The sequence below is a fragment of the Nocardiopsis sp. NPDC058789 genome, from assembly GCF_042745575.1.
In the GTDB taxonomy this organism is placed as follows: Bacteria; Actinomycetota; Actinomycetes; order Streptosporangiales; family Streptosporangiaceae; genus Nocardiopsis; species Nocardiopsis eucommiae.
Genome location: NZ_JBHYOW010000006.1, coordinates 159,534 through 179,588, shown reverse-complemented (window position 1 = coordinate 179,588; position 20,055 = coordinate 159,534). Strand labels below are relative to the sequence as shown.

Annotated in this window: 17 protein-coding genes and 3 tRNA genes; 15 read left to right on the top strand and 5 right to left on the bottom strand. The window is 72.0% G+C overall.

The annotated features are described in order from the left end of the window. Positions 1 to 261: 261 nt before the first annotated feature. The 4 genes from ACFW3L_RS10495 to ACFW3L_RS10480 form a co-directional block, all read right to left on the bottom strand. On the bottom strand, positions 262 to 792 hold the full coding sequence (locus ACFW3L_RS10495; RefSeq protein WP_378738605.1) for a hypothetical protein: 531 nt from the start codon (positions 790 to 792) through the stop codon (positions 262 to 264). Positions 793 to 1,027: 235 nt separating this feature from the next. Continuing rightward, a complete protein-coding gene (locus tag ACFW3L_RS10490; protein WP_378738603.1) occupies positions 1,028 to 1,690 on the bottom strand; it encodes an NAD(P)H-binding protein in 663 nt (220 codons plus the stop codon). 104 nt (positions 1,691 to 1,794) lie between these two features. After that, entirely contained in the window at positions 1,795 to 2,781 is a 987-nt protein-coding gene (locus ACFW3L_RS10485) for a 2-oxoacid:ferredoxin oxidoreductase subunit beta (RefSeq protein ID WP_378739060.1), read from the bottom strand. A gap of 61 nt (positions 2,782 to 2,842) precedes the next feature. Beyond that, positions 2,843 to 4,693, bottom strand: a complete 1,851-nt coding sequence (locus tag ACFW3L_RS10480) for a 2-oxoacid:acceptor oxidoreductase subunit alpha (protein WP_378738601.1) — start codon at positions 4,691 to 4,693, stop codon at positions 2,843 to 2,845. 492 nt (positions 4,694 to 5,185) lie between these two features. Between ACFW3L_RS10480 and ACFW3L_RS10475 the strand changes: the two genes are divergently transcribed. After that, positions 5,186 to 6,046 carry a M48 family metalloprotease gene (locus tag ACFW3L_RS10475; protein WP_378738600.1) on the top strand — a complete coding sequence of 287 codons (861 nt, stop codon included), beginning with the start codon at positions 5,186 to 5,188 and terminating at the stop codon, positions 6,044 to 6,046. Positions 6,047 to 6,103: 57 nt separating this feature from the next. Here the strand turns inward: ACFW3L_RS10475 and ACFW3L_RS10470 are convergent, their stop codons facing one another. Next, positions 6,104 to 6,601, bottom strand: coding sequence for a YajQ family cyclic di-GMP-binding protein (locus tag ACFW3L_RS10470; RefSeq protein WP_378738598.1), 498 nt, complete (start codon positions 6,599 to 6,601; stop codon positions 6,104 to 6,106). Positions 6,602 to 6,823: 222 nt separating this feature from the next. On the opposite strand from ACFW3L_RS10470, the gene ACFW3L_RS10465 reads away from it, so the two are divergent. The 14 genes from ACFW3L_RS10465 to ACFW3L_RS10400 all read left to right on the top strand — a co-directional run bounded on the left by ACFW3L_RS10465 (position 6,824) and on the right by ACFW3L_RS10400 (position 20,048). Further along, positions 6,824 to 6,905, top strand: a tRNA-Tyr gene (locus ACFW3L_RS10465). A 420-nt stretch (positions 6,906 to 7,325) separates the two neighbouring features. Beyond that, on the top strand, positions 7,326 to 7,571 hold the full coding sequence (locus ACFW3L_RS10460) for a hypothetical protein (protein ID WP_378738596.1): 246 nt from the start codon (positions 7,326 to 7,328) through the stop codon (positions 7,569 to 7,571). A gap of 56 nt (positions 7,572 to 7,627) precedes the next feature. Then, on the top strand, positions 7,628 to 7,882 hold the full coding sequence (locus ACFW3L_RS10455) for a hypothetical protein (protein ID WP_378738594.1): 255 nt from the start codon (positions 7,628 to 7,630) through the stop codon (positions 7,880 to 7,882). Positions 7,883 to 7,894: 12 nt separating this feature from the next. Then, positions 7,895 to 8,140, top strand: coding sequence for a hypothetical protein (locus ACFW3L_RS10450; RefSeq protein WP_378738592.1), 246 nt, complete (start codon positions 7,895 to 7,897; stop codon positions 8,138 to 8,140). Positions 8,141 to 8,149: 9 nt separating this feature from the next. After that, entirely contained in the window at positions 8,150 to 8,458 is a 309-nt protein-coding gene (locus ACFW3L_RS10445; protein ID WP_378738590.1) for a hypothetical protein, read from the top strand. Between the two features lie 135 nt (positions 8,459 to 8,593). Beyond that, positions 8,594 to 9,124 carry a hypothetical protein gene (locus ACFW3L_RS10440; protein WP_378738588.1) on the top strand — a complete coding sequence of 177 codons (531 nt, stop codon included), beginning with the start codon at positions 8,594 to 8,596 and terminating at the stop codon, positions 9,122 to 9,124. A gap of 152 nt (positions 9,125 to 9,276) precedes the next feature. Further along, positions 9,277 to 10,248: a DUF2397 family protein gene (locus ACFW3L_RS10435; protein WP_378738586.1), complete on the top strand. Its 972-nt coding sequence runs from the start codon at positions 9,277 to 9,279 to the stop codon at positions 10,246 to 10,248. Next, positions 10,248 to 11,624, top strand: coding sequence for a TIGR02678 family protein (locus tag ACFW3L_RS10430; protein ID WP_378738584.1), 1,377 nt, complete (start codon positions 10,248 to 10,250; stop codon positions 11,622 to 11,624). The genes ACFW3L_RS10435 and ACFW3L_RS10430 overlap by 1 nt, the downstream gene beginning before the upstream one ends. Further along, a complete protein-coding gene (locus ACFW3L_RS10425; protein WP_378738582.1) occupies positions 11,578 to 16,260 on the top strand; it encodes an SbcC/MukB-like Walker B domain-containing protein in 4,683 nt (1,560 codons plus the stop codon). Before ACFW3L_RS10430 ends, ACFW3L_RS10425 begins: the two co-directional genes overlap by 47 nt. 256 nt (positions 16,261 to 16,516) lie before the next feature. After that, a complete protein-coding gene (locus ACFW3L_RS10420; protein ID WP_378738580.1) occupies positions 16,517 to 18,622 on the top strand; it encodes an AAA family ATPase in 2,106 nt (701 codons plus the stop codon). A gap of 306 nt (positions 18,623 to 18,928) precedes the next feature. Continuing rightward, positions 18,929 to 19,004: transfer RNA gene (locus ACFW3L_RS10415), tRNA-Thr, on the top strand. 100 nt (positions 19,005 to 19,104) lie between these two features. Beyond that, a tRNA-Met gene (locus tag ACFW3L_RS10410) sits at positions 19,105 to 19,180 on the top strand. 101 nt (positions 19,181 to 19,281) lie between these two features. Continuing rightward, the gene (gene rpmG, locus ACFW3L_RS10405; protein WP_026117477.1) at positions 19,282 to 19,446 is read left to right on the top strand and encodes a 50S ribosomal protein L33; all 165 of its coding nucleotides are present in this window, start codon (positions 19,282 to 19,284) and stop codon (positions 19,444 to 19,446) included. Positions 19,447 to 19,604: 158 nt separating this feature from the next. Continuing rightward, positions 19,605 to 20,048, top strand: coding sequence for a MaoC family dehydratase N-terminal domain-containing protein (locus tag ACFW3L_RS10400; protein ID WP_378738578.1), 444 nt, complete (start codon positions 19,605 to 19,607; stop codon positions 20,046 to 20,048). The last annotated feature ends 7 nt before the right edge of the window (positions 20,049 to 20,055 follow it).

Here is a 20,055-nt window from a genome sequence, read left to right as displayed (position 1 = left end):
CACGTGCTCGAAGTGATTTTCGGGAAGAGTCCAGAGTTTCTCAGGAGTTTCTTCGGCTTCGCACCGGACATGGCGGACATGTCATTCCTTGGTCGCCACCTGCGTTACACAACCGAAAGAGAGGCGCGGTCGAACTTCCGGCAATTGCATCGGAACCCGCTTCTGTCCGACTTGGATCGCCGTAGGCGGGCGAACGCGGACACGAGAAAGGGGCCCACACGGTCACACCGTGTGGGCCCCTTCGTTCGGGAGGGGGTTCGGCTACCAGCCCTGCTGCTGTCCGTAACCCGGGTACTGCTGCCCATAGCCGGGCTGCTGGCCATAGCCCGGCTGCTGCTGACCGTAACCCGGGTACTGCTGCGGGTCGTAGCCGGGGTACTGCTGCGGCTGCTGGCCGTAGCCCTGTCCGTAACCCGCGTACGGGTCCTGCTGCTGAGCGCCCGTGGGGTGGTGCTGGTAGGGCTGCTGCTGACCGGACTGGTCCTGCGGCACCTGCTGTTGGGCCTGCGGGGCCTCGGCCTGCTCGGACTCCTTCTTCGCGGTGTCCGGGCGGAAGATGAACAGGCGCGCGGCGGCGGACTCACCGGTCTCGCTGGGGGTGATCAGCTCCAGCCGCCACCCGGCCTCCTCGATGCCCTCGAGGATGCGGGTCAGCCCCGGCCGCAGCTTGCTGGAGGCCTCGTCATAGGCGTTGACCTCGAGCTGGATGATGAACATCCGACGCTTCTGCTGCGCGGCGACCTTGGCGTGTTCGACGACAGTGCTGTCCCTCACGACCTGCGTGACGCTCATGAATAACCGTACCCATCTGCTCTGCGGAGCTGCTTCACCCGTCGGGGTCGTTCCCGGTCGTCCGCGTCCACCGTGGCGGGATTCCGCCGGGCTCCGCTTCCATCATGCCTCCTATGAGGGCATCTGGCCACAGAAGGCCGGAACCGCCACCGGCGACGGAAACCGCCGTGGAACCGCCGAGGCGGTACCGGGAACCGACGGCCCCGGGCACCGTCACCGGCGCCCGGGGCCGGGGTCAGCCGGCGACGGCGCGGACCGCCTCGACGACGGGTGTCTCACCGTTCACCAGGTTGAGAACCCGCTTGGCCGTGCCCGGTTCGTCCAGAAGGGCAACGATCACGGCGGCGACGTCGTCGCGGGTCACCGAGTCGCGCTCCACGGACTCGCCCAGGTCCACCCGGCCGGTTCCGGCCCCGTCGGTCAGCCGACCGGGGCGCAGGATGGTCCAGTCCAGGTCGAGGTCGTGCTCCCGCAGGTCGTCGTCGGCCGCCTTCTTGGCCGCCACGTACGCCGCCCACACCTCGTCGGTGCCCTCCGGCACCGGCTGGTCCACGTTGATCGCGGAGACCTGCACCAGGCGGCGTACCCCGGCCAGAGCGGCCGCGTTCGCTGTCAGGGAGGCCGCCTGGTGGTCCACCGTGGACTTGCGGGCCGCGCCGCTGCCCGGTCCGGCGCCGGCGGCGAACACCACCGCGTCGGCGCCCATGATCCTCTCGGTCAACTCGGTGACCGTGGCCTTCTCGAGGTCGATGACGACCGGTTCGGCTCCGGCGTCGACGACGTCCTGGGTGTGGTCGGGGTTGCGGATGAGGGCGACGGGCTGGTCACCGCGGGCGGCCAGAAGCCTGGCCAGCCGCAGTGCGATCTTCCCGTGTCCACCGGCGATGACGATACGCATGGGGGCAGCGTATTGCCTGGGACACGGACACACCGGGAGGAACCCCCGGGCGGCGGCGGTGAACTTCCCGACGCCGCCCGGGGGAACAGGTCACCCGGGAACGGTCAGTCCACGGTCCAGGTGTCCCCGCTGGCGAGCAGCGCCCCCAGATCACCCTCGCCGCGCTCGGCCCGGGCCTCGTCCACCTGCTGGTTCAGCAGCTCGTCGTAGACCGGCCGCCGCACGTCCCGGAACACCCCGACCGGTACGTGCTCGAAGGCGGGCTGGTCCAGTCTGGACAGCGCGAACGCGTACCCCGGGTCCGGGCGATGCGCGTCGTGCCGGATCAGCCGGTCCTCGTCCACCGACGCCACGTCCACGACCTCCAGGCCGCCGAACCCGTCCGCCACCACCCCGCGGTCCGGGCCCAGCCGCAGCGGCTCGCCGTGTTCCAGGCGCAGCAGCCGCAGGTCACGCGCGGCCGGGTCCTTCAACGGTTCGAACGCGTCGTCGTTGAAGATCGGGCAGTTCTGGTAGATCTCCACGAACGACGCTCCGGGGTGGTCGGCCGCCGCCCGCAGCACCGAGGTCAGGTGCTTGCGGTCGGAGTCGACGGTCCGCGCCACGAAGCTCGCCTCGGCGCCCAGCGCCAGCGACACCGGGTTGAAGGGGTGGTCCAGCGAGCCCACCGGGGAGGACTTGGTGATCTTCCCGGGCTCCGAGGTGGGGGAGTACTGGCCCTTGGTCAGCCCGTAGATGCGGTTGTTGAACAGCAGGACGTTGATGTTGACGTTGCGGCGCAGCGCGTGGATCAGGTGGTTGCCGCCGATGGACAGGCCGTCACCGTCCCCCGTGACCACCCACACCGACAGGTCCGGGCGGCTGGCCGCCAACCCCGTCGCGATCGCCGGGGCGCGCCCGTGGATCGAGTGCACGCCGTAGGTACTCAGGTAGTACGGGAAACGCGAGGAGCAGCCGATCCCGGACACCATCACGATGTTCTCGCGGGGCACGCCCAGCTGAGGCAGGAACGACTGGAAGGCGGCCAGGATCGCGTAGTCGCCGCACCCCGGGCACCAGCGCACCTCCTGGTCGGACTTGAAGTCCTTCATCCGGTACTCGGTGTCGGTCCTGGGCACCAGCCGCAGCCCGGCCGGGACCGTCCCGTTCGTCTCAGTCACGGTCGATGACCTCCCGCAGCACGTCCGCGAGCTCCTCCGCCTTGAACGGCAGGCCGCGGACCTTGTTGTATCCGATGACGTCCACCAGGAACCGGCCGCGCAGCAGCAGCGACAGCTGGCCCAGGTTGATCTCCGGGACCACGACCCGGTCGTAGCTCCGCAGCACCGCACCGAGGTTGGCCGGGAAGGGGTTGAGGTGGCGCAGGTGCGCCTGGGCGACCCGGCCCCCCGAACGCCGGATCCGGCGCACGGCCGCGGTGATCGACCCGTAGGTGCCGCCCCAGCCCAGCACGAGCACGTCCGCGTCGCCCGTGGGGTCGGACACCTCCAGTTCGGGGATGTCCCTGGCGATGGCGTCCACCTTCGCCTGCCGGGTGCGGACCATGAGGTCGTGGTTGTCCGGCGTGTACGAGATGTCGCCGGTCCGCGCGTGCTTCTCGATCCCCCCGATCCGGTGCTCCAGGCCCGCCGTGCCCGGCACCGCCCACGGGCGGGCCAGGGTGTCCTCGTCACGCAGGTACGGCAGGAACTCCCCGTCCGGTCCGTTGGGCTCCGTGGCGAAGCCGGGCTCGATCACCGGCAGTTCCGCCACCTCGGGCAGCCGCCAGGGCTCCGAGCCGTTGGCCAGGTAGCCGTCGGAGAGCACGATCACCGGGGTCCGGTACCGCACCGCCAGCCGGACCGCCTCCAGCGCCGCGTCGAAGCAGTCGGCGGGGGAGGAGGGGGCCACGACCGGCACGGGGGACTCGCCGTTGCGCCCGTACAGCGCCATCAGGAGGTCCGTCTGCTCGGTCTTGGTGGGCATGCCGGTGCTGGGCCCGGCGCGCTGCACGTCCACGACGACCAGCGGGAGCTCGGTCATGACCGCCAACCCGAGGGCCTCCTGCTTGAGCACCATGCCCGGGCCGGAGGTGGTCGTCACACCGAGGGAGCCGCCGAACGAGGCCCCGATGGCCGCGCCGACCCCCGCGATCTCGTCCTCCGCCTGGAACGTGCGCACGCCGAACCGCTTGTGCCGGGAGAGCTCGTGCAGGATGTCGGAGGCCGGGGTGATCGGGTACGACCCCAGGAACAGGGGCAGCCCCGACCGCCGCGACCCGGCGATCAGCCCGTAGGCGGTGGCCAGGTTCCCGGTGATGTTGCGGTAGGTGCCCGGGGGGAGCTTCGCGGGCTTGATCTCGTAGGAGACCGCGAAGTCCTCCGTGGTCTCCCCGAAGTTCCACCCGGCCCGGAACGCCGTCAGGTTGGCGGCGAGGATGTCCGGCTTGCTGGCGAACTTCGACCTCAGGAACGAGGTCGTGCCCTCCGTCGGCCGGTTGTACATCCAGGACAACAGCCCCAGCGCGAACATGTTCTTCGCGCGCTGTGCGTCCTTCTTGGACAGGCCGGACCCCTCCAGGGCGGCCACCGTCATCGAGGTGAGGCCCACCGCGCTCACGTGGAACCCGTCCAGGGTGCCGTCGGTGAGCGGGTCGACCGCGTAGCCGACCCTGGCCAGGCTGCGCTTGGTGAACTCGTCGGTGTTGACGATGACGGTCGCGCCCCGGGGCAGGTCACCGAGGTTGGCCTTCAACGCGGCGGGGTTCATCGCCACCAGCACGTCCGGGGCGTCGCCCGGAGTCATGATGTCGTGGTCGGCGAAGTGGAGCTGGAAGCTGGAGACGCCGGGGAGGGTCCCGGCGGGGGCACGGATCTCGGCGGGGAAGTTCGGCAGGGTCGAGAGGTCGTTGCCGAACGACGCTGTCTCCTGGGTGAAGCGGTCACCGGTCAACTGCATCCCGTCGCCGGAGTCCCCGGCGAACCGGATGATGACCCGGTCGAGCTGCTCGGTCTGTTTGGCCACTGAGATCGAAGACCTCCTTGGTCAGCCGCCGGTCGTGACGGGCGGCGGCGCTGTGGTGTCTACCCCCGGCCGAACCTCACCGTCACGGGCCGGGTGCCTGGATCGGGGGCAGGAGGACGGCGTGGCCCCCACACGCCCTGGGTGCGCCAACCCCGGGTGGTGTTTCGGCGGTCTCGGTCCGCGACCGTGCCGACCTCGGCTCGCGCCTCCGACGACTCGGCCCCCCGATCACCTCGAAGGGGACGCCCGCCCCGTCGGAGCGCCGTCCCGTCCCCGTGGTGTTCGGAGTGACAAGGGCCACGCTCGCACTATAGGTCGTCGTCCCGAGGCCGCGACGGGGTGGGTGGCCATTGTCACAACCCCTCCGAATCGGGGTTGGAAGCGGGATGTGACCGACAGCTGGTCACATGGGGAACGCAAGACGCGGACCCGCACGTTCGTCACATGTACGCATCCGGAGCCGGGCAGCGGCGAACAGCGGAAGGAGGGCGCGTGCACGTCAACGCGATCCGCGCGGTCGGCCTGTTCGCCGGGGTCTCGGCGCTCGCCGTCGTCGTCGGCTGGCTGTGCGGCGCGGAGAAGGGTCTCCAGGCGTCCGTGGCTCTGGTGGCCTGCGCGGGGATCCTCGTCTACCTGTTCGGGAACTCCCTGGCGCTCCGTGCGATGCGGGCCCGCCCGGTCAGCGAGATCGAACGCCCCGAGCTCTACCGGATGGTGCGGGAGCTGGCCACGGCCGCCCGGCAGCCCATGCCCCGGCTCTACCTGTCCCCGGTGCGCTCACCCAACGCCTTCGCGACCGGTAACAGCCCCCGCCGCGCCGCCCTGTGCTGCACGACCGGCCTGTTGCGCGCCCTCGACGAACGCGAGCTGCGCGGGGTCCTCGCCCACGAACTGGCGCACATCCGCGCGCACGACACCCTGATCAGTTCGGTGGCGGCGACGCTGACCGCGCTCATCACCGCCCTGACCGCGGTCTCGTTCCTGATCCCGCTCGGGGACTCCGAGGAGACGGACCTGCCCAACCTGCTGGGTGGTCTGATGATGGTGGTGCTCGCCCCGCTGGCGGCGATGGTCGTCTACTTCGGCGTGGGGAGGGCGCGCGAGTTCCGGGCCGACGAGCGGGCGGCGGAGATCACCGGTGACCCCCTGGGGCTGGCCGACGCGCTGCTCAAGCTGGAGGCCGGGAACCGCGACTACCCGCTGCCCCGCGAACGCGCCCTCCTGGCCGCCTCGCACCTGATGACGACCAACCCCTTCCCCGGGGGCGTGGGCCGCCTGTTCGCCGCCCACCCGCCGGTGGAGGAGCGGGTGCGGCGCCTCCGTGAGCTGCGCCGCAGGTGGGACCTGGGCTGAACGCGACGGCCGCCCGCCCCTGCCGGGGAGGCGGGGAGGACGGCCGTTCGACGGTGCCTAGCGGTAGTTCACGAACTGGAGCGCCAGGTCGAAGTCCTTGTCCTTGATCAGGTTCATGACGCCCTGGAGGTCGTCCTTCTTCTTGGAACTGACCCGCAGCTCCTCGCCCTGGATCTGGGCTTTGACGCCCTTGGGGCCCTCGTCCCGGATGAGCTTGGAGATCTTCTTGGCGTCCTCGGTGGAGATGCCCTCCTTGAGGCTGATCGGGAGGCGGTACTCCTTGCCGGAGGGCTTCGCCTCCTCGGCCGCGTCCAGGATCTTCAGGGAGAGCTTGCGCTTGACCAGCTTCTCCTTGAAGACCTCCAGGGCGGCCAGGGCGCGCTCCTCGGAGCCGCTCTTGATCTCGATGCCGTCCTCGCCCTGCCAGGCGATGGTGGTCCCCGTCCCCTTGAAGTCGAACCGCTGGGACAGTTCCTTGCCCGCCTGGTTCAGCGCGTTGTCGACCTCCTGACGGTCGAGCTTGGACACCACGTCGAAACTGGATTCGGCGGCCACGTACTCTCACACCCCGCTACGTCTCATGGGTCACGGACGCTCTGGGGCGCCCGTGTACGTCTCGTCCGGCCCGGTCCGGGCCGGTTCAGAGCTTAGCCGCGCCGTGCGGGCCCCCGCCTGACGAGCCCCGCGGGGGCGCGCCCGGCAAACGATTTCAGGTTCGGGCCCATCATCCGCTATTGTCGTTCCTGCGCGGCGACGCCACGGCGTCGCAGCAGCCCAGGCGGGTTGCCCGAGCGGCCAATGGGAGCGGACTGTAAATCCGTCGGCTTTGCCTTCGAAGGTTCGAATCCTTCACCCGCCACAGGGAGTACCGGAGCCCCCGGCACCAAACAGGTGCCGGGGGCTTCGTCGTGTCCGGGGTCGGGTCCGCCTGCTCGGGAGTGCCGGGCCGCTCGGGTGGGGTCTCCGGCGGCACGCTTCATGGCGACTCGGGTGATTCGGGCAGTTGCGAGACGGTCACGCTCCGGGTGCGCTTCGATCACTCTGTGTGATCTTTGATCGTTGCGGCAGGGTCGAAGCGTGGCGATAAATCACTGGATCGTCCCTTTTGTATTCAAGGGCAAAAAGAGCGCACCCGGCAATCTGGACAATTAGCTGACCGAGTTTCGGCGTTGACAAAAATCGGGGGGCGGATGATGATTGCCTCAGTCCACCGCGACACAGGTGCAAAAGCGCCTGCGTCTTTTTCTGTCAATGCCTCGCTTGAATTCTCGGGGGAAACATGATCAAGAAGCTGACCGCTGCTGGCCTGGTCGCTGGTGCCGCGATGGGCGCGCTCCTCATGGGTGCTCCGGCCTCCGCCTCCCACGGTGGTGACCAGCAGTTCAACCAGAACCTGCAGCTCGTTCCGATCCAGTCCTGCAACCTGACGGGCAGCGTCGGCCTGGTCGCCGTGACCATCCCGATCCTGTCGCCGCAGACCACGGGCGACTGCGTGAACGGGCCCATCGGCACCAACATCAGCTAGTTCCGGCAATCGGTTCGACCGAGAGCATATCTCAAACTTTTCTGAAGGGTAATTCAATGCTGCGTAAGCTCGGCGTTGCCGGCCTCGTCGCTGGTGCTGCTTTCTCTGCCGTTCTGGCCGCCACCCCGGCCTCCGCTTCCCACGGTTCCCACGGTGGCGACCAGCAGTACAACCAGAACCTCCAGGCCATCCCGGTCCAGCTGTGCAACACCAGCGCCGCCGTCGGTCTGGTCGCTGTGAACGTCCCGGTCCTGTCGCCGCAGACCACCGGCGACTGCGTCAACGGCCCGATCAGCACCAACATCGACTAGGAGAACCCCACAATGCGTAAGTTCACCGCTGCCACCGCCATCGCCGGTGTCGCTCTCGGCGCCATCCTCGCGGCCGCTCCCGCGTCCGCCTCCCACGGTGGCGACCAGCAGTACAACCAGAACCTGCAGCTGGTTCCGGTTCAGCTCTGCAACACCGAGCTGGCCGTCGGTCTCCTGGCCGGCGTCAACGTGCCGATCCTGTCGCCGCAGACCACGGGCGACTGCGTCAACGGCCCGATCAGCACCAACATCGACTAGGAGCCGTCCATGCTGCGTAGGTTCACCGCCGCCACGGCGATCGCCGGTGTCGCGCTCGGCGCGATGCTCGCGGCCGCCCCGGCCTCGGCCTCGCACGGTGGCGACCAGCAGTTCAATCAGAACCTCCAGTTGGTTCCGATTCAGCTGTGCAACACCGAGCTGGCTGTCGGCCTGGTCGGCGCCAATGTGCCGATCCTGTCGCCGCAGACCACGGGCGACTGCGTCAACGGTCCGGCGAGCACCAACGTCAGCCACGACAGCGCTGACGAGGGCGAGCACGACCGTGGCCACGAGGACGACAACGGCTACGGCTACTGATCACCTGAGCGTGGTCGACGGAGCCTCCGGGCTCCGGTGACGGAACAGAGCGGGTCCGAGGCCCCCCGGCGTGTGCCGGGGGGCCTCGCCGCCTTCCGCGACGAGGATGGTCGCGAACCCAACTGAGGAGGTCGGTTGAAGCCCACACCCCTGGCTCGTGCCCTGGTGGTCGGGACGGTCCTGGCACTGCTGACGGCCTGCGGGCAGTCGGAGGAGCCCCCCGAGGACCGCCCGACGGCGCAGGACGACGCCCCCGGCACGGACTCACCGGCGCCCGGCGACGGACCCGTCGCGCAGGGCGAGATCCAGGTCCTCAACCTGCACGGCGACGAGGAGGGCTTCGAGGACCAGCGCCCGGAGGTCTACGTCGCCACGGCGTCCACGACCTTCACCGACATGGAGTGGGACGAGTGGGGCGACACCCGAGCCCGGGGCGAGGGCGAGGTCCTGGGCACCTGGTGCATGGACCAGGGCTGCCAGGACGACCCCTACGACGTGGAGGTGGAACTCGGGGACCCGGTGGAGGTCAACGGGCTGTGGTTCTTCTCCACCTACTCGATCACCGAGTACGACGACGACATGCCCCAGGCACAACGGGACGCCCTGGCCGACGCGGACGACGGACGCCTCACCCTTCCGGAGGGCCCCGGGGACCAACCGACGTGAGCTTCGACTCCGCGCCCGCTTCCACGAATCCTCGCAAAGTCGAGAAAACTCTCGAACGGGCTGGTCAGGTCGGGCGCGGAAGGCGTTTCTCCGGGGTCCGGGGTGGCCGAACCGGGCGTGGCGAGCCCCGGAGGTCTCTAGTCTGCTGAGTTGTGGGACTCAACCAGTGGGCGGACGACCGCGCGGACGACGGACAGGGCACCGGTGAACGGCCGGTGCCACGGCACGGCCGCGCCGCTCTGCTGCGCCTGGCGACGTGGTTCGAGGCCGCCGAACCGGACCGCGCCGAGGCGCTGGCCACAGCGGCCTTCGCCCTGCACCCCGCCCGTCACCTGGAGGGGCGGGTCGACGACACCGTCGCGGCCACCACCAGCTGGTGGCACGCCGAGGCCGACCGCAGCACCGTCACCGAGCACCCCGGGACCCGCCCTCCCGAACCCGTGCGCGACCACCGCGCCCAGCAGGCCCGCCTGCGGGACGCGGCCGAGTCCTCGGCGCACTGGCGCCGAGCGGGCGCCGAGCAGATCCGCTCGCTGCTCACCGAACCCACCACCGACCGTGCCCGCCTGGACCTGTCCGGCGCCGGTATGGAGGTCCTCATGGAGCTCCTCACCGCCGCGCTCGGCTCCGGTGACGCCGCCCGCCGCCCCACCTCGGCCGGGGACCTGGAGTTCGGACTGCGCCTGCACGTCAACGCCTCGCCCGGGGCGGAGCTCACCATCCGGGGCGAGGGCGGAGACCTGACGCTGGAGGGCCTGAGCCTGTGCGTCACGTCCTATGACCAGCACGCCGTGCCGCGGACCGGTGAGCGCCAGCACAGCCTGGCGGTCCCCGAGCCCCCGGCCCACGACGACCCGCGCGAGCCGGTGGACGTCCTTGGCGACCCTGGGGACGTCCTCGGGCAGCCCGTGCAGGCCCACCGCGAGCCCGCGGACGTCCTGCACGACCCCGTGAACGACCCGCGCGAGCCCGCGGACGTCCTGCACGACCCCGTGAACGACCCGCGCGAGCCCGCGGACGTCCTGCACGACCCCCTGGAGGACCACCGCGACCCCGCGGACGACCGCGATCCCGACGTGGAGACCACCGGCCCCATCGACATCGCGACCGGAAGGTGGGAGTGATGGAGACCAGCGCACACACCGAGGACGCCGCCCTCCTCGGTGAGCGGCAGGCCGCCGCCCGCGCCCTCATGGCCCGCCCCCTGCTCACCCGGAGCACCCACCCGGCCGAGTTCTCCCTCGTGCGCTCGCACGCCGAGTGGCTCGTCCAGCGCTTCCAGCGAGTCCTCGGCTACCGGCTGACTGTGGCCGACGAACACGCCCGCCTGGTCAAGCGCGGTCTGGTGGACGAGGTGGTCCGCCCGGCCACGAGGTCCACCGGCGCCCGCTTCACCCCCCGGACCCACACCTACCTGGCGCTGGCGCTGGCGGTCCTGGTCGAGCAGACCGGACCCACCACCGCGCGCTCCCTCACCTCCCGGGTCCGCGCCGCCGCCCGCGAGGCCGGGATCGACGCGGATCCCACCAGGGGCCTCGGCGAACGCCGCGCCTTCTGCGCGGCCCTGCACCACCTGGTCGCCCTCGGAGCGCTCGGCGAGGCCTCCGGGACCGTCCGCGCCCACCAGGCGGACCCGGCGAACGACGTCGGGCTCATCCCGCACACCGGCGCCCTGCGCGCCGTCACCGCGCACCTCCCCAGGGCCGGTGACGACCCGGACTCCTTCCTGGCCGACGCGGCGGACCCGGACCCGGAGGGGGACCAGGCGGGCGAGATCGCCCTGCGGCGCCTCCTGGCCGAGACCGCCGTGGTCTACCGCGAACACCTTCCCGACCGCCAGCGCGACCGTCTCGCCGCCCACCAGTGGCGGGCCGCCGCCGCTCTGGGCAACCTGCTCGGCTGCGACACCGAGATCCGCGCCGAGGGTGTGGCGCTCGTCATGCCGGACGATGCCGAGGCGACCGGGCGGTTCCCCTCGGACGACCCCGTGGGCCGCACGGCGCTGAGCCTGGTCCGCCACCTCTCCGGCCGCCTGCACCCCGGCCGTCCCGCCACCTCCGTCCCCGTCCCCGACCTGGAACTTCTGGGCGCGCTGGAGACCCTCGGCGGCGAGGACGCCCCGATCCGCGCCGAGTGGGCGCGCGCCGCGGGACCCGAGATCCCCGATCCGGACCGGTTGGCCGCCCTCGTGCTGGAGCTCCTGACCGGTCTCGGGCTGCTCACGGGAGGCCCCGGTGCGTGGGCGCTCACGGCCGCCGGGGCCCGGTTCGGCGCCGACGTGGACGAGCGCGTCCCGCTGATCCAGGACAATGACGAAGACAGCCGGACACTCCCCGCGCGACCGCGTGGTTCCGGTGAGGACGCACCCGATCCCCAGACCGGCCCCCGAGGCGACCTCGACCGGGTGACGTCCGTGCTGCAAGCGGTGGCGAACGAGAAGGTGAGCGCGACCAGTGGTGACACAGGAGACGATCGAGGCCCCCGGGACGGCTCCGGCTGATCCTGCCGACTCCCCCCGCTACCGCCTGGAACGCGCGGGCATCAGAAACGTGTGGCAGTACGACGACCACGTCCTGGACTTCGCGGAGGGGCGGCTGCTGCTGCGCGGCCGCAACGGCGCCGGCAAGTCCAAGGCCCTGGAGATGCTGCTCCCCTTCCTGCTGGACGGCGACGTCCGGCGCCTGGACACCACCGGCACCAACCGCACCAGCCTGCGCTGGCTGATGGCCGACGACCCCCGCTCCACGCGCGGTCCGGTCGAGGAGGACACCGGCCCCGACCTGCTCGGGGGGCCCGCCGAGCCTGAGGAGGAGGGGGACGGGGAACCGGACGACGGCACCGCGCCCGCCGACACCGGCTCCGGGCCGGCCACGCGCCTGGGCTACCTGTGGGTCGAGTTCACCACCGCGCGCGGCGACCGCGGCCTGGACTCCGCCACCTCCGCGCGCGCCCTCACCCCCGCCCCTCCCACCACCGCCTCGGCGCTGCTCGCGGCCCTCGCCCCGGCCGCCGACCCCCCGGCGACCCCGGAGGACGACGCGACCACGGCGGCCGACGGCACCGACCCGGCCCGGACCCCGGCGGAGACCGACGGCGAGGACGCCCCCGGAGCCCCGCCCCGGCACCTCACCCTCGGCGCGGCCGTCATGGCGGTCGGGGACGCCGACCCGCGCTGCGTGTTCTTCGTGACCGACCGCAGGGTCGGCCACGACCTCGACCTCGTGACGGACGGCCGTCCCAAGCCCGTGGACCGCCTGCGCTCGGAGATCGGCGCCGACAACTGCTTCACCAGCGCCGTTCCCTACCGGGCCCGCGTCATGCGCGACCTCTTCGGGATCGACGACTCCGTCCGCTACCGCAACCTCATCCACCTGCTCTACCGTCTGCGCCGCCCCACCATCGGTGACCGCCTGGAGGCCGGAGAACTGGTCGGCGTGCTGTCCGAGGCGCTGCCGCCCATGGACGAGTCCGTCCTGGACGAGGTCGCCCGCAACATCGCCGACCTCGAACAGGCCCGCAGCGACAAGGACGGGCTCACCGAGGCCGGAGCCGGGGTCGCCGCGTTCCTCAGCGACTACCACGGCTACCTCCTGCACACCCTGCGCGCCCGCTCCTCGGAGGTGCGTGAACAGCTCGACGCGTGCACCCGCCGCACCGAGGAGACCGACCGCCTGCGCGCCGAGCTGGACGACCTCATCACCGCCGAGGGCCGGGTCGCGGAGGAACGCGACCAGGCCCGCCGCACCCGGGACACGGCCGACGCCGACGACGGCACCCTCGCCACCGCCCAGGGCGCCGCCGCCACCGCCACCACCAACGAGCGCCGCGCCTACGACGCCGCCGTCGGCGCCTACATCCGCGCCGCCGAGGCCGCCTGGGCCGCCGCCGAGCACGCCGCCACCACCGAGACCCACGCGGTGGAGCGGCTGGGCGAGGACACCACGGCCATCGAGCGGGCCCTGGAGGTCCTGCGCCAGACCCACCTCGAAGCCGCGCGCGCCGCAACCGCCTCCGGACTCGCCACCCAGGGGCTCGGCCAGGTCCCCGACGCCCGCACCACCGTGCACGCCCCCAGGGAGAGCGCCACCCGGGTCGACCTCCAGGGGCTGGAACAGTCCGTCGAGCGCGCCCCGGTGGAGGGTGTCGACCTCGCGGACCTGCGCGACCACCTCGGCCGTCTGCACGACCGGCTCACCTCCAGCGCGGACGCCGCCGCCGACCGCGCCGACCTCGCCACGAGGCTGACCGGCCTCACCACCGCCGAGGCCGCCACCGACCGCCGCCTGGTCGCCCTCACCAGCGAGGCGGAGAGCGCCGAGGCGGTCCTGGAGCACACCCACACCCGCGAGCAGGAGGCCATCGCCGCCCTGCGCGCCGAGAGCACCGCCTACGCCGACGGCGTCCGCGCCTGGGCGGCCCGGCTGCGCGACTCCAGCCACGCCCACGCGCTCGGTGAGGCCATCCACGAGCTGGAGGGCAGCGTCGAACTGCCCATCACCGACACCCTGCGCGTGCTGGACCCCCAGGTACCGGCGGCCGTCTCCCGCCTCGCGCACACCGCCGTGGACCCGCTCCTCGAAGAACTGCGGGCCCGCCGCGACGTCGCCGTCAACGAGGAGGGCCAGCTCTCCGACGAACTGGCCGACCTCGCCGCCCGCCGCGCCAGGAACGCCGACAGCGCGCCCGACCGCCCCGCCTGGGCCACCTACCCGCGCCCGGACGGCGACGGCGTCCCCTTCCACCTGGCCGTGGACTTCGCCGACGGCCTCACCCCGCGCGAACAGGCCGGACTGGAGGCCGCACTGGAGGCCAGCGGCCTCCTCTCCGGGTGGATCCGCGCGGACGGCACGCTCTACGACCCCACCACCCGCGACCTCATGGTCACCCCGGCCCGCCCGGCCAAGGGCCGCACCCTCCTGGACGTCCTCGTCCCCGTCGCGGCCCCGGAACGGGGCGCGCACGGCGACAACCTCCGCGCCCTGCTGTCGTCCATCGCCCTGCACTCCGAGACGCCGGGCAGCGCTGAGGAGACCGAGCCCAAGCACCGCCGCGACAGCGCCGTGACCACCGTCAGCTCCATGTCGCTCTCCGGCGGCTGGCGGCTGGGAGTGGCCTCCGGAGCCCACCACAAGAGCGAACCCGAGTTCATCGGTGAGGCCGCCCGCAAGCGGGCCCGCGACCGCCAGTCGGCCAACACCGACCGCCGCATGGCCATCGCGGAGGCCCTCCTGGCCGAGGCGGGGGAACGCCGCTGGGCCGTGGAGCACTCCTACACCGAACTGCTCGGGGTCTCGCGCGACCTGCCCGAGGCCGCTCCGCTCATCCGTGCCTGGGCCACCCTCGACGTCGCGCGGACCGACGTGGCGGCCGCCCGCCGCGCCCACGAGACCGCCCAGGCCGCCGCCGAGTCCACCCGGGGTGAGCTCCTCGACATCCGCACCCGGCTCGCCGAGGCCGCCCGGGAGCATCGCCTGCCCACCGTCCGCGCCGAACTCGACAGCGCCCTGCGCGCCCTGGACCACCTCCGGGTCCTGATCGCCTCGGCCCTGCGCGACCTCGACGTCCTCGCCTGGGAACTGGCCGACCACGAACGCCACGTCGGCGCATGGTCCCGCACCCGCGCGGCCCGGGTCCTGGCCGAGGACGCCCGCGCCGCCGCGATCGACGACATGATCACCGTGCGCCGCCAGTTCGAGCTCGGTGACCGCGCCCGGGGCGTGGCCCCGGAACAGATCGACGCCGCCCGCGCCCAGGTCCAGGCACGTGCCAAGGAGGCGGCCGAGCGCCTCCCCGAACTCGAACGCGACGCCCAGCGCGCCCGCGACGAACGTGTCAGCGCCGAGGTCCGGCTCGACGTCGCGACCACCGAACGCGCCGAACAGGTCCGCCGGGCCCTGGCGGCGGGGGAGGCCCTGGTCTCCTCCGTCACCACCGTCGGCGACCCCGACAGCCCGGCCGTCACCGGTACCGAGGACACCGTCCCCGACGCCGTGCTGCTCCGCGCCGCCGGGCTGGAGGACTGCGCCGGGAGCGACGCCCCCCTCGCCCGCTACCTGGCCGCCGTCCACGGCGGCCCCGAGGCCGAGACCACCGGACCGGACGAGCGCCTGGCCCTCCTGGCGTCCTTCACCTCGCAGCTGGAGGACGGCCTGGCCGACCAGGACGGCGTCGACGAGGTCGACGACAGCGCCATCCTCGGCAGCCGTGAGGAGCTGCACCGACTCCTGACCTCGGTGGGCTGGGCCCAGACCCGCACGGAGCTCAGCGAACCGCGCGGTGTGAAACGCCTCACGGTCCACGACGAGGACGGCGCCCACGACGTCACCTCCTACGCCGAACGCGTCGCGGAGGCCGTCGTGCGCGCCGAGGAGACCGTGGCCGTGGCCGAGGAGGAGGCCTTCGAGCGTCACCTCCTGGGTGAGCTCGCCGGCCACCTCTCCCGCCAGATCGACGAGGCCCGCGCGCTCATCGCGACCATGAACGACGTCCTCAAGGACGTCACCACCTCCGCCGGGCTCGGCGTGCGCCTCGACTGGAGCCTCGCGCCCGACGCCGGGGCGGACGTCGAGGCGGTCGTCCCACTGCTGGCGACCCCCGCCGAGGAGCGCACCCGGGTCCAGACCACCCGCCTGCGGGACGCCCTGCGCCGCTGCATCGAGGCGATCCGCCGACTGGACCCGACCGCCACCGGCGGCGCCCAGCTGCGCGCCGCGCTCGACTACCGGTCCTGGTTCGTCTTCACCGTCTACGTCACCGACTCCGCCGGGGACGAGCGCCGTCTGGGCCACCGCACCGCTCTCAGCCAGGGAGAGCAGCGCGTGGTCGCCTACCTCGTGCTGTTCGCGGCGGCCGCCGCCCAGTTCGACGCCCTGGCCGCCCGCGCGCCCTGGGCGCCGCGCCTGATCCTGCTGGACGACGCCTTCGCCAAGGTGGACGAACCCACCCACGGACGCCTGCTCGGCCTGCTGGTCGAGCTCGACCTGGACTTCGTGCTCACGTCCGAACGCGTCTGGGGCTGCTTCGCGAGCGTCCCCAGCCTGAACATCTACGAGTGCCTGCGGGACCCGAACGTCCCGGGTATCGCCACCCTGCACTTCACCTGGGACGGCAGCCGGAGGAGGCTGGTCGGCGTGTGACCCGGCCGCCCCGGCGCCGTCGGCGGCCCCGTGGGACGGTTTCCCCGAACACGCCGACGCCCGCCCGGCGACCGTGCGACAGTGGCCTGAGTCACCCTCGTCGCAGGGGGGCTTGCGGTCCCGAACACCCTCCGAGGCGAAGCGGAGGCGCGAAAGGGTACGGACGGGTCCCGGGTGCGGTCCGGCGCGCGTATCACCAGCGCGCTTCCTCCCGTCCTGTCCTACTCTGCTGGTGCAGGTTCGAGAACGGAGCGGGGTGGCGAAGGTGACTCGGGGACCCGAGGCGGACACACGCACAGGACGGGACGGCCACGCGGCCGCACCCCAGACCGAGGACCCCACCACCAAGGCACTCCTCGACGCCCTGGCGCGTTCGGGGCTGCCCGAGGCGGTCCGTACCTGGGTCGGCGCCGCCCTGTGGGGTGAGGAGGCGCTGGAGGCGCTCCTGAGGGGTGAGCACATCCCCGGGATCGTCCCCGGGGGATCCCCGGAGCCCCCGCCCGGGCGCGTGCGCCGGGCCTACCTCACCGGCATCCGCGTGCAGGGGTTCCGCGGCATCGGCCGACCAGCCGACCTCACCTTCTCCCCGAGCCCCGGCCTCACCGTCATCGTAGGCCGCAACGGCTCCGGCAAGTCGAGCTTCGCGGAAGCCGCCGAGGCCGCCCTCACCGGACGCAACCCGCGCTGGGACGCCATGCCCACCGGCTGGCGCGACGGCTGGCGCAACCTTCACTACGACGAGCGCACCGAGGCGACCGTGGACATCCACATCGCCGGTGACCCCGGTCCCACCCGGATCAGCCGCCGCTGGACGGGGGAGAGCGTCCGCTCCGCGCGCGGCGAGGTCGTGCACCCCAACGGTGACGTCTCCCCGCTGCGCACCCTCGACTGGGGCGAGAACCTCGTCCGTTACCGGCCGTTCCTGTCCTACGACGAGCTCGGCCGTACGGTCACCGGTCGCGCGGCGGAGCTGTACGACACCCTCACCGCGCTGCTCGGGCTCACCGGGCTCGCGGAGGCCGAGCGCCGCCTGGCCAAGGTCTGCGACGGCCTGGCCCGGCGCCGCGACCGGCCCTCCCGCGAACTGCGGCCCCTCCTGGACGTCCTGGGCGCCTCCAACGACCCCCGGGCGGTCCAGGCCGTCAGCGTGCTCTCCGCGCCCTCCATGGACCTGGAGGCGCTGCGCCGGGTCGCCTCCGACGACGGCCCCAGCGACCCCGCGCTGCACGTGGTCCTGCGCCGTCTGCGCCGCCTGGCGGTCCCCGAGCGCACCCTCATCGCTGACGTCGTCAACGAACTGCGCGGCGCGGCCATGGAGCTGGCCATGGCGGCCGGGAGCAAGGGCGACCACGCGCACGGCGTGGTCCAGCTCCTCGAACAGGCGCTGGAACACCACAAGCGCCACCCCACCGAGACCACCTGCCCCACGTGCTCCGCGACCGGGGCGCTCGGCGCCGACTGGGTGCGCCGCGCCAACGCGCAGCTCCGCGCGCTCCGGCCCCAGGCCGCCACCGCCTCGGCCGCGTACGACCGCGCCTCCGCCGCGCGTGACCAGGCCCGCTTCCTGCTCTCCCCGGTGCCGTCCTGGCTGCCGCCGGAGAGCGAACTGGGTCAGGTGTGGGCGCTCTGGGAGTCCGGCTCCGACATCGAGGACCTCGGGGAACTGGCCGAGCACATCGAGACCGTGGGCCGCAGGCTCCGCGCCGCGGCGGTCAGCGCCCGCCGGGACGCCTCCGAACGGCTGGAGGACCCCACCGAGGGCTGGGCCGACCTCGCGGAACGGCTCTCGGGCTGGCTGGACGACGCCCAGGACGCGGTGGCGGCGAGCGAGACCCTGGGGGCGGCGGAGACGGCCCTGAACTGGCTGGCCGAGTACGCGCGCGGCGTGCGCGCGGAACGGCTGGGGCCGGTGATCTCCCAGGCGGAGCAGGTCTGGTTCCGGTTGCGCCAGGAACGCCACATCGACCTCCAGGGCATGCGGCTGATCGGCCGGGGCGCCCGTCGGAGGGTCGAGGTGGACGTCTCCGTGGACGGCGTGGACGACCAGACCAGCGCGCCCGGGCTGCTCAGCCAGGGTGAGTTCCAGGCCCTCGCCCTGTCCATCTGCCTGCCCCGCGCGCTGGTGGAAGGCAACCCGTTCGGATTCCTGCTGCTGGACGACCCGGTCCAGGCGATGGACACCGAGACGGTGGAGGGGCTGGCCGCGGTCCTGGCCGAGGTGGGGCGGCACCGGCAGCTCATCGTGTTCACGCACGACACCCGGCTGTCCGACGCCCTGCGCAGGCTGGGTCTGCCGGCCGACATCCGGACGATCAACCGTGACGCGATGTCCAACGTCTGGCTGGCCGAGGGGAACGGCTGACACGGCCCGGCTCCTCGTGCCCGGCTCCTCGTGCTCGGGGCCGGGTGCACGGCGTCACATCCACGGGCTTTCCCGCGCCTCGACGCGGTGGCGCGGAGGGCTCCCCGAAGGGCGGAACACCCTCGTCGACCAGGGGTTCCCGTGTATGTGGGGGAGCGTCGCGGAGGGGGTCGGGGCGCGCCCCGACCAGCCCCTCGCCGGGCGCCCGGCGCTCGATTTGGCAGACCACCCCCGGATCCCTGTATAGTCATGTTCAGCGCAAGGGGGCAACACCCCCGGGGCGGACGAGAGAAAGTCCCACAGCGCGCCCCTTTAGCTCAGTCGGCAGAGCGTCTCCATGGTAAGGAGAAGGTCTACGGTTCGATTCCGTAAAGGGGCTCCACCACTTGACGAGGTTCCGGTCCACTCAGGTGGGTGGCCGGTGGAACTTCACCGGCCTTGACAGAGGGACATCCTTTGGGATGTCCTTAAGTCCTGATCGGGGCGGGGTAGCTCAGTCGGTAGAGCAAGCGGCTCATAATCGCTGTGTCGTCGGTTCAAGTCCGGCCCCCGCTACCAACCCGCTGACCCCTGAGGCCCAGTACTCAGGGGTCGTCGTGGGTCTCCAGCAGTGTTCAACTGCGCCCAGGTAATGTCTCCAGCGAGAAAGGCACTCCGAAGTGGCTGCCACAGACGTGAGGCCGAAGATCACCCTGGCCTGCCAGGAGTGCAATCACCGGAACTACATCACGCGCAAGAACCGTCGGAACACCCCCGACCGTCTGACGATCAAGAAGTTCTGCCCGAACTGCCGCAAGCACAACGACCACCGCGAGACCCGCTAGGTTCTCCAGGTCCGTCGTCCCCGGCAGGGAGCGGTCGGCTTCTCGTAGACTCCAGCCCGGTGAGCACTTCGCTCACCGGGCTTTTGTTATTGCTGACACGGGCGGCGGGCAGCGCCCCGGCCGCTCCGCGAACGCACACCGCACAGGAGAGACAGAGCGTGGCGATCAACCCTGACTACCTCGGCCGGGAGTACCCCGCCCCCGAGGCCTACGAGGTGACGCGCGGCAAGATCCGCGAGTTCGCCGAGTCGATCAACGACCTAAACCCCGTCTACCTCGACACGGCCTCCGCCAAGGCCCTCGGGTACGCCGACGTCATCGCCCCGCCCACCTTCCCCGTGATCCTCGGCATGGCCGGGTCCGCGCTGGCCCTGGCCGACCCGGACCTCGGGGTGGACTTCTCCCGGGTCGTCCACGGCGACCAGGGCTTCCGTTACACCCGACCGCTCCAGGCGGGCGACGTCCTGAGCACGGTCACCCGCATCACCGACATCAAGTCGCTGGGCGGCAACGAGCTCATCACCATGGAGACGGTGGCCCATGCGGCCGACGGCGAGCACGTGGTGACGGCGGGCATGATGCTCGTCGTCCGGGGTTCCTAGGAAGCGG

Excerpts from the sequence above, each read along its gene's own strand:
- ACFW3L_RS10495 (WP_378738605.1), bottom strand. The coding sequence starts at position 792 with ATGAGCGTCACGCAGGTCGTGAGGGACAGCACTGTCGTCGAACACGCC.
- ACFW3L_RS10490 (WP_378738603.1), bottom strand. The coding sequence starts at position 1,690 with ATGCGTATCGTCATCGCCGGTGGACACGGGAAGATCGCACTGCGGCTG.
- ACFW3L_RS10485 (WP_378739060.1), bottom strand. The coding sequence starts at position 2,781 with ATGAAGGACTTCAAGTCCGACCAGGAGGTGCGCTGGTGCCCGGGGTGC.
- ACFW3L_RS10460 (WP_378738596.1), top strand. The coding sequence starts at position 7,326 with ATGATCAAGAAGCTGACCGCTGCTGGCCTGGTCGCTGGTGCCGCGATG.
- ACFW3L_RS10455 (WP_378738594.1), top strand. The coding sequence starts at position 7,628 with ATGCTGCGTAAGCTCGGCGTTGCCGGCCTCGTCGCTGGTGCTGCTTTC.
- ACFW3L_RS10450 (WP_378738592.1), top strand. The coding sequence starts at position 7,895 with ATGCGTAAGTTCACCGCTGCCACCGCCATCGCCGGTGTCGCTCTCGGC.
- ACFW3L_RS10445 (WP_378738590.1), top strand. The coding sequence starts at position 8,150 with ATGCTGCGTAGGTTCACCGCCGCCACGGCGATCGCCGGTGTCGCGCTC.
- ACFW3L_RS10430 (WP_378738584.1), top strand. The coding sequence starts at position 10,248 with ATGGAGACCAGCGCACACACCGAGGACGCCGCCCTCCTCGGTGAGCGG.